At 41.5% G+C, this 8,300-nt stretch carries 6 protein-coding genes; all 6 read right to left on the bottom strand.

Going from position 1 to position 8,300, the window contains the following annotated elements:
- Positions 1-479: 479 nt before the first annotated feature.
- Positions 480-3,137, bottom strand: a complete 2,658-nt coding sequence (locus VB797_RS08280) for an RNA helicase (RefSeq protein WP_323237198.1) — start codon at positions 3,135-3,137, stop codon at positions 480-482.
- 249 nt (positions 3,138-3,386) lie between these two features.
- Positions 3,387-4,202, bottom strand: coding sequence for a pyrroline-5-carboxylate reductase (gene proC / locus VB797_RS08285; RefSeq protein ID WP_323237199.1), 816 nt, complete (start codon positions 4,200-4,202; stop codon positions 3,387-3,389).
- Positions 4,203-4,287: 85 nt separating this feature from the next.
- Positions 4,288-4,887, bottom strand: a complete 600-nt coding sequence (locus VB797_RS08290) for a cell division protein SepF (RefSeq protein ID WP_323237200.1) — start codon at positions 4,885-4,887, stop codon at positions 4,288-4,290.
- A gap of 511 nt (positions 4,888-5,398) precedes the next feature.
- Positions 5,399-6,070 carry a YggS family pyridoxal phosphate-dependent enzyme gene (locus VB797_RS08295; RefSeq protein ID WP_323237201.1) on the bottom strand — a complete coding sequence of 224 codons (672 nt, stop codon included), beginning with the start codon at positions 6,068-6,070 and terminating at the stop codon, positions 5,399-5,401.
- On the bottom strand, positions 6,067-6,345 hold the full coding sequence (gene pipX / locus VB797_RS08300) for a transcriptional coactivator PipX (RefSeq protein ID WP_323237202.1): 279 nt from the start codon (positions 6,343-6,345) through the stop codon (positions 6,067-6,069). Before pipX ends, VB797_RS08295 begins: the two co-directional genes overlap by 4 nt.
- 378 nt (positions 6,346-6,723) lie before the next feature.
- Complete coding sequence (locus tag VB797_RS08305) at positions 6,724-8,205, bottom strand: anthranilate synthase component I (RefSeq protein WP_323237203.1); 1,482 nt, start codon at positions 8,203-8,205, stop codon at positions 6,724-6,726.
- Positions 8,206-8,300 lie beyond the last annotated feature (95 nt).

Below are 8,300 nucleotides of genomic sequence, written 5' to 3' on the forward strand. Positions count from 1 at the left end.
TCTGGTGTGAAGAATCCAGAGGTTTATTTATAAGCAGCTACGCAGCTATGTTTTATTCAGCTGCGGTGAAGACGAAACCATCAAACTTTGGAATATTACTACACTCAAGTGCATCAAAACTCTAAAAATTCCTAAACCTTACGAAAAAATGAATATTCAAAGTGCTAACGGTTTAACAGCAGCGACACAAGAAACACTGCGGATTTTAGGTGCATCAAATAAACCATAAACACTACAAACTTGCAACGGGAAAGCAGATAAATTCCCCTCTAGATAGAGCTAGCCACACTTTATCAATTCGACATTCAGAGTGCATAGCCATAATTTTAGCTCTTTTTTCACACCCACAAACCCTTTAATTAACTCAATAAATATTACAAAATTCCATAACTTTTATTACAAAAAACAGAGAAATGTAAATACTAGTTGTAAATAATTACCTAATACCCATTCCCAATTACCCATTCCCAATCCCCAATCTACTCAACCACTTCATTCACCGGGAACCGATCGATTAACTGAATCGCACGTTTAGCATTACGCTTAATATCTTGTGGTAAATGGGGAACGTGGGGAATTTGCGATAACAAATCTAGGGTACGACGTAAAATTCTTACTACATCTCCTTCATCTAAGGTAGTATTTTCACATAGTTCTACCCAGTCCATTCCTAACGCCCATTTTTCAACCAAGGCAATTAATTCAAACTCCAACCATACGGGTAAAGCCACGGCGTATCTATGCTGTAATTGAAACACCTTACGCCGAATTGATCGCAATGAAGCTAAACCATCGGCAACTTCACCGCTAAGTTCAAAAAATACCCTGCTGTCGGGACGAGAAGTTTCCGTGACCAAAGCCGCGATCGCAGTTGCAAAATGATGGGGGTCTAATTGATCCAATTTACCGCTAGCCAACACTAAACCCAACCATAATTCATTCTCTCCCCTAATCGCAGCCGCCATTTGCCCCAATTCAGTGGGTACTAAATTATCCAAAGCTTCAAAGTATTGCAGAATTTCGATTAATTTAATAAATTCTTCCCAATGATGTTCCGACTGTTGTTCTACTTGGGATTGCAATTCTTCGAGTTCGGCTTCTAATTCCGCAGCGCGGGTTTGACGTTTGTATACGCTTGCAGCATTTCCCAATTCATGCAAAGGGTTGCTTTCCATTTGTTCTTGCAAGCTCGTTACCAAACGCAGCTGTTCTAACACTTCCGGAGCCATAGATAAATCATCCCCTGGCTGGGGGATTTGTGCGGCGATCGCGGCTGTAATCTCATCCCCACGACAGGATTCTCCCGGTTTCAATGACAATGACTTTGGTGGTAACAAATCGGGGGGTACGTCAATGCGGGGTAGCTGAGCGTACAAATTGATCGCATCATTAACAGAACTTACATACCAGCGGTTATCCCGTCCCAAACATACCAAGAAAGGTGCTTGCCCGGAACCTTGGGTTTTACCGATTAATACTGACGTTACTGGTGTGGAATCAACATTACCTTTAAGACCTAATAGCGTTCCTGAAACGGCAAAACTCAGCATCATGCTCAATTCTTCCTTTCGGGACTCTGCTGCTTGCTCTTGCAAAGTTTTCAGTAGCTTGCGTTCCACTTTCAAGCGCTGACGCACCTTTTCATATTGTGCGACTTCTTCGTCACTAATTTGAGCAATTTGCGCCTGAACTTCTGCTGATTGCTGTCTCGCCTCAGAAATCTTGTTATACTGCGGCTGTAAATGCAGATTCGCTAAATATTGCCCAAAACTGCGTTCGACTAATTCTTTCGCTTCCGCCAATGTATGGGTTTGTAGCAAATTTAACACCATGCCGTAACTGGGTGTAAACTGGCTGACCAAAGGATCTGGTTTAGATGTCGCTAAATATCCGGCTTCTTTCGTACCTTCAAAGGGCGTTTGTAGCGTTACCACATGACCGACTTCATCCATACCCCGACGACCGGCTCTTCCTGCCATTTGCAAGAATTCGGAAGGATTGAGTAAACGATGTCCGTTATCGGTACGTTTAGAAAGTGTGGAAATTACGGTTGTTCTTGCAGGCATATTGATACCAGCAGCGAGAGTTTCCGTGGCAAATACGACTTTAATTAAACCTTGTTGAAATAATTCTTCTACTAAACCTTTCCAAGCGGGTAAAATTCCGGCATGGTGAGCGGCAATTCCTCGATACAGCGGACCTACGTGTCCGGCACGACCTGCATCGGGATTACGAGCTAGAAAATCATCAATTTGAGGACGTAATCTTTGGGCTTCATCTCCATTCACCAGCCATAAATCGCCTACATCAGCCACAGCGCGATCGCAACCCCGGCGACTAAAAATAAAGTAAATTGCTGGCAGCATATCTCTTTGCCGCAACTGATCTAAAATAAAGCTGATACTGGGGGATTCTTGTCTAGCAACGTGTTTGCTTCTTTCCCTTTTTCTTTTTACGAGCCGAGGATTTAATTGAGTTTTCTCTTTATTAAGTAAAGGAAACAGCCCCCGACTATTGCCAAAATGAAAATCTAGAGGAACCGGACGATAATCCGAATAAATCAAATCCGTTGGACCGTGAACTTGATTCAACCAATCAGTTAGTTGACCGCTATTATCAACAGTTGCACTCAGAGCTACAAGTTGAATTGATTCCGGACAGTAAATAATCGACTCTTCCCAAACTGTCCCTCGTTGACGGTCATTCATATAGTGGCATTCATCCAACACCACCGCTTCCACATCGATTAAAGAAGTACCCACTTGTCCAATCGGCGTACCGTAGAGCATATTACGGAAAATTTCCGTAGTCATCACCAAAATTGGAGCATCTCGATTAATAGAAGCATCTCCAGTCAACAGCCCCACCGAGTCCAAACCGAACTCGGAACGAAAATCGCGTAATTTTTGATTTGACAGCGCTTTGAGGGGAGTAGTATAAAATACTCGCTTACCTCTGGCCAACGCCCGATAAATCGCGTATTCCCCAATTAAAGTTTTACCGGAACCCGTGGGCGCACATACAACAACCGAACGTCCAGCATTCAAAGAAGCTATCGCATCATGTTGGAATTGATCCAGTTGAAAAGAAAAAACGGAACTCGGGTCAACATCTGGGGTTAAAGCAGGATAATTCACTCAAATTTTAATTGCATCCAAACTGATTTTAAATTATATGATTTAAATCGTATTAAGCACGAATCAATCAATCTCTCTTACATGACTTACACGTATTATACTTATACCGCATCGAATTTGAATAACTTTCTCGACATTTCGTAAAAAACAAGTTAATAGGAATTGGCAATGGGGCATTGGGGATTGGTAATTGGAAACAAAATAAAATTTTTAACTATTACCCATTACCCATTACCCATTACCAATTCGTCACTTTCCTAATTCCCCAGAACGCTTAGTAGCGGCTTTGACTGCTTCAATTAATGCAGAACGAAATGCGGCTCGTTCTAATTGGGCAATCCCGGCAATTGTTGTACCTCCGGGGCTGGTAACTCGATCTTTTAATACTGCTGGGTGCATTTGGCTGTCTTGTAACAATTGTGCCGTTCCCAATACAGTTTGTAATGCCATCTGACTGGCGATCGCTCTTGGTAAACCTGCTGCAACTCCACCATCAGCTAAGGCTTCTACCATTAATGCTACATAAGCCGGACCGCTACCGGAAAGCCCGGTAACTGCATCCATTAGATGTTCTGGTACTTCTGCTACTTGTCCTACTGCCTCAAAAATTTGTTTTGCTATTTCCGTATGTTTGGTTTTAGTGTAAGCACCGTTACAAATTGCAGTCATTCCCGCACCTACTGTAGCGGGGGTGTTGGGCATGGCTCTAATTACCGGAAAACCGGGGAAAGCTGCTTCTAATTGATTTAATGGTACTCCTGCCAAAATAGAAATGATTAATGGTTTACTACCACTTTCCATCACCCCTGCCAACTCTTGGGCAATTGCACTGAATATCTGAGGCTTTACTGCTAAAAATACTACTTCTGCGGCTTGAGCAAACGCCTTGCTGCTATCGGCGATCGCTAAAATTTTGTATTCTTGCTCTAAATAAACTCGACGTTCGGAAAGTGGCTCGCTGACAATAAATTCCGATGGTTGATATATTCCACAACTGATAATCCGGGATAATAATGCTTCACCCATTACCCCACCGCCAATTAAGCCAAATTTTTTGTTTGTCATTGCCCACTATTCGTCATTGGTCATTCGTCATTGGTCATCAGGCAGAAAAGGGACTAATGACTAATGACTAATGACTAGTTTATCTTTATTGTGCCATGTGGTTCGGTTCGTTTCCCCAAGCTTGGTTTGGCGGATTAGGACGGGTACGCACTGGAGGTTGAGGAACTTCGTGAAGTACTCCACCAGTAGTACTGACCTGTACGCAGCTAGGTGTGAACAGAAATATACTTTCGCCAATGCGCTCTTGATGTCCGTCAAGGGCGTAAGTACCTCCTGCAACAAAATCTACAGCACGCTGAGCTTGGTCTGGGTCCATAATTGTTAAATTTAGTACCACCGACTTACGTTCGCGCAATGCTTGAATCGCTTGGGGCATTTCTTCAAAGGTGCGTGGTTCTAGCACCAAAACTTCAGAAATACCGTTTAATACTCCCGGCATACCAATAACATTATTCATAGCTTTTGCGGTAGAAGAAGACGCTACATCGCTTCCCATTGTAGGCACTCCTTCGCGCCAACGTCGATTAACTGCAACACTTTCTGGTTGAGGAGCAGGTGATGTTTGATGCTGCTCTTGATACAGATTTTCATAACCATCTGCATCTGGTTCTTCTTCGTAATACTCATACTCTACTGGTTCGTTTAAGCCAACAAAGTCTCTCAATCTGGAAAATATGTTATTCATTGTTACGCTCCTGGTGCCAATCATCTTTCATTGAGAAGGTAAAAATTGCTTTTGTCAACTTTTACCACTACAAATAGAAAATAATTGTTACAATTCATCGCTATTTGTAGCATATTTTACGCGGTTTTGGATTGTCATAACGTCACAGCAACGTTATCACTCTAACTACGTATAATGATGAGTCAAGATTATATCCTAGTATTTATACAATGCAAAGCTGTTTTTACCCCTTATTTTATTTTTTATTATTTGCTAAATACTATATCTTTTGTTGCTTTTGCAACTAGCGTACTAAATAATTATTCTGTATCAAATGACAATGCTTTCTATGGGGTTTACGGACGAATAATTGCCCTATGATAGACATTCGCCAGTTTTAAATGTAGTGCTGGCGAATCGCGGCTTATCTATCAAAAGGTAGATTAATTGTGAAGAAAGCAGATTTTTCTTCTCCCAGCTTAAAACCGAACAATATCAAGGTTTTTAGCTTTTTCTGCCTAAATGTCGTGACTTATACAGACCGTTCTCCGAACAAAATTGTCCCTAAACGAATCATGGTTGCACCAGATTGAATTGCTAGCTGATAATCTCCTGACATTCCCATTGAAAGCTGCTTGATTTTGATGTTTGACAAGTTGCGATCGCCAATTTCTCGCATCAATTGTTGTGTTTGATTAAACACATTCATAACTGCCGAGCTATCTAATCCCAATGGCGGAATTGTCATCAAACCTTCAATTTGTAAATTTTTGCAAAGGTCAAGTTCCCTTAAATCGTCTAATAGTTGCTGTATCGTCCAGCCAGATTTACCCGGATCGGGGAGAATTTTGACCTGCAAGCAAACTTTGGGGCTAACTCCTAACTCTTGTGCCAAAAGGTTTATGCGTTGTGCTAATTTCAGGCTATCTACGGAATGAAGCCACTGAAAATATGCAAGCGCTTTCTTGGCTTTATTGCTCTGTAGATGTCCAATAAAGTGCCAGGTAATACCCGATAAGTCTTGTAGCGCGTCAATTTTGCTTGCAGCTTCTTGAATCCGGCTTTCGCCAAAATCTCGGATACCAGCATCATATGCTTCGCGCATAGCTGCAACCGAAACTTTCTTACTAACAGCAATCAATTTTACAGACTCAGGAAGCGAGTCTTGAATCTTACGGATACGTTCGGCGATCGAACTAGTCATTGGAATGTGCGTTTAAAAATATTAGTGAGTTGATCGTACTCAATAGATTGTCCGCCGCGACGTAGGTTACGCAACCGATTTTCCAACATCATTCTCGCCTCTGTCCGCCCTACTGGCTGGAACTTAATGCCTTTTTCATCATGTGCCACAAGAAAAAATAGCCGCTGAGCATACAGTGTGGTAAAAAGTTCTTGGCTTTGATCTACCATACAAATTCTGTAGAGCAGTCCCCAAGTTGGATGATTCAAGTAAGTTTCGGAGGTTTCTGAGTTCATTTAGTAGTCAAGGTACGAGTACATATATCTTTTCGCCGTTAAAAACAAAAAGTCGGACTTTCTCTAATAAGATATTGCCGAAAAATTTGTTTCCTATGTTTAAAATTGGGGCAGGTACGGTATTTATTTGCACAAAAACGCATCTATGTGCCATCAGACAGCAAATGAAATCATAAATGGCTTGCAACTTTTTTTCACAAAAAAAAAGCCTTTATTCTACTAATCCTGCCATAATTACTAGCTATTTTTTGTACAAAATATTAACAATAAATTAACAACATACGATAGCCATTACTATTTACTCTCCGGGTAACTGACTAACTGACCGATGGATTTATGCTCAGAATCAAGCAGAACCATAAAAGCGCGACTATTACCTTAGAGTTGTAATGCCTTGAAAAGTGCTTGCGCTTTTTGCAAAGATTCATCCCATTCTTTTTCGGCATTGCTATCTGCGACAATACCAGCTCCAACTTGTCCCCAAACAGAATTAATTGGGTAGTGTAGATTTACTCTGGATGATTGAGGATTGACCTCTTGGATGGAGCTAGATAAATGATATGGTGTAATTTCCGATGGAGCAAGAGGGTTGAAAGACTTCTTTGCTTCGGGAGCCACTAGTAAGGTGCGAATCAAGATATTCAAATCTAAATTACCGCTTCGATCTAAATAGCCACAGGAACCATAAAATAAACTGCGTCTTACAGGTTCTAATTCTTCAATAATTTCCATGCAGCGAACTTTAGGACAGCCAGTTATGGTACCACCTGGAAACATCGCACGAATCAAGTCGATTGTAGTACATCTGGATCTTAAAGACCCTTTAATATTGCTAACAAGATGCATCACATGACTGTAGCGCTCAATTGTCAGCAATTCATCTACGTTGACGCTTCCCCATTCACAAACTCGTCCCAAATCGTTACGCTCCAAATCTACGAGCATAATATGTTCGGCTCGTTCCTTGCTGTTACTGAGCAATTCTTGCGCTAATTCCCGATCTTCTGCGGGAGTCGTACCCCGTTTGCGCGTACCTGCAATTGGTCGAGTTTGAGCCAGGTGATCGTATACTTGGACTAATCTTTCCGGCGAACAGCTAACAACTTCACCGATCGCAGTTTTGAAGTAGCTCGCAAAAGGTGAAGGATTGATTTTTTGTAAAGCTTGATAAATTTCCCATCCAGAAGCAGATGTTTGAGTTTGAAAGCGGACGGATAAGTTAGTTTGAAAAATATCTCCTGCTTGAATATATTTCTTTGCTTGCAAAACAGCCGCTTGATAATCAGCTTGAGAGGTAAGTAATTGCAGCCTAGGTTGAGTATCATGTAAATGTGGAGAATAGGAATTTGGCAATTCTTGCTCAAGACGATCAACTAAATCATCAAGTTGACCTGTATTACTCGCAGCTAACCACAAAACTTGTTGCTTATGATCCAACACTGCAAAACATTCCGGTTCGTACCAGAAAGCTACTGGAAACGGTAAAGTATCAGATTTTAACCTGGGTAGCGCTTCAATTTCCCAAGCTACATCGTAACCCAACCAACCCAACCAACCCCCAGTAAACGGAAGAGGGGGAGAAGAATCATCTGCTGTTTTTCTTGTGAGTAGTTGTTCAAGAAAAGGTAATATTTCACCGACATTAGGTGTCCACATCTGCCGAACACCGTCAATTATTCGCGGATTACCAGCGCAAATAGAATAGCGAGCTAATTGGGGATTTTCTTGAATTGGATAAGGACTTTCTAAAAGAGTCGCTATATCACAATTAGCAACAAATAAACGAGCAAAAACATCACTACCAGTACGCTCATTCAAAGGAAGTTTTTGCCAGTACCAAGGTTGAAGTTTGTTTGTCATCAATTAAGGATGATAAAGGGACAAGGGACAAGGGGACAAGGGGACAAGGAGAAAGATAACTCCTAACTCCTAACTCCTAACTCCTAACTCCTAAC

It is taken from the genome of Rivularia sp. UHCC 0363, from assembly GCF_034931125.1.
Classification (GTDB): domain Bacteria; phylum Cyanobacteriota; class Cyanobacteriia; order Cyanobacteriales; family Nostocaceae; genus Rivularia.

What these genes read in the sequence shown, in the direction of transcription:
- proC (WP_323237199.1), bottom strand. Translation starts at nt 4,202, where the DNA reads ATGACAAACAAAAAATTTGGCTTAATTGGCGGTGGGGTAATGGGTGAA.
- VB797_RS08290 (WP_323237200.1), bottom strand. Translation starts at nt 4,887, where the DNA reads ATGAATAACATATTTTCCAGATTGAGAGACTTTGTTGGCTTAAACGAA.
- VB797_RS08295 (WP_323237201.1), bottom strand. Translation starts at nt 6,070, where the DNA reads ATGACTAGTTCGATCGCCGAACGTATCCGTAAGATTCAAGACTCGCTT.
- pipX (WP_323237202.1), bottom strand. Translation starts at nt 6,345, where the DNA reads ATGAACTCAGAAACCTCCGAAACTTACTTGAATCATCCAACTTGGGGA.
- VB797_RS08305 (WP_323237203.1), bottom strand. Translation starts at nt 8,205, where the DNA reads ATGACAAACAAACTTCAACCTTGGTACTGGCAAAAACTTCCTTTGAAT.